General features: G+C 64.2%; 1 protein-coding gene. It reads left to right on the top strand.

All coding sequences use genetic code 11. The features are described 5' to 3' along the window. The coding region (locus NZ960_08640; GenBank protein MCS7177655.1) for an AIR synthase-related protein at nucleotides 1–578 on the top strand (578 nt) is incomplete at both ends.

Raw genomic sequence — 578 nt, 5'->3', positions numbered from 1 at the left:
CCGACGCCCCAACGTGCAGATGGGCGACCCCTTCGCCGAGAAGCTGCTGATTGAGGCGACGCTGGAGGCGTTGGCGACAGGCGACATCGTGGGCATTCAGGATATGGGTGCTGCGGGGCTGACCTGTTCTACCAGCGAGACCGCCTTCAAGGGCGGAACGGGCATGGAGATCGACGTGCTGAAGGTGCCGCGCCGCGAAGAGGGCATGACTCCTTACGAAATCATGCTCTCCGAGTCGCAGGAGCGGATGCTGTGTATCGTCAAGAAGGGACGCGAGGAGGCGGTCGCCAGCATCTTCCGCAAGTGGGGGCTGAACGCGGTGGTCATCGGGCACGTCACGGATGACGGCATCCTGCGCGTGAAGGAGGGCGACCAAATTGCTGCTGAGCTCCTCGCCGCCTTCCTCACCGACGCCTGCCCGACCTACACGCTGAAGGCGGAGGAACCCGCCTACATCGCCCGCCTGCGCGAGTTTGACCCTCTGCAGCTGCCCGAACCCGATGACTACAACCGCGTGCTGCTCGGCTTGCTCTCCTCGCCGACGATAGCGAGCAAGCGGTGGGTGTATGAGCAGTACG

Origin of the sequence: Candidatus Kapaibacterium sp. (assembly GCA_025059875.1) — a bacterium.
GTDB lineage: Bacteria > Bacteroidota > Ignavibacteria > Kapaibacteriales > HRBIN21 > HRBIN21.
This window is presented reverse-complemented; position numbering and strand designations above follow the sequence as displayed.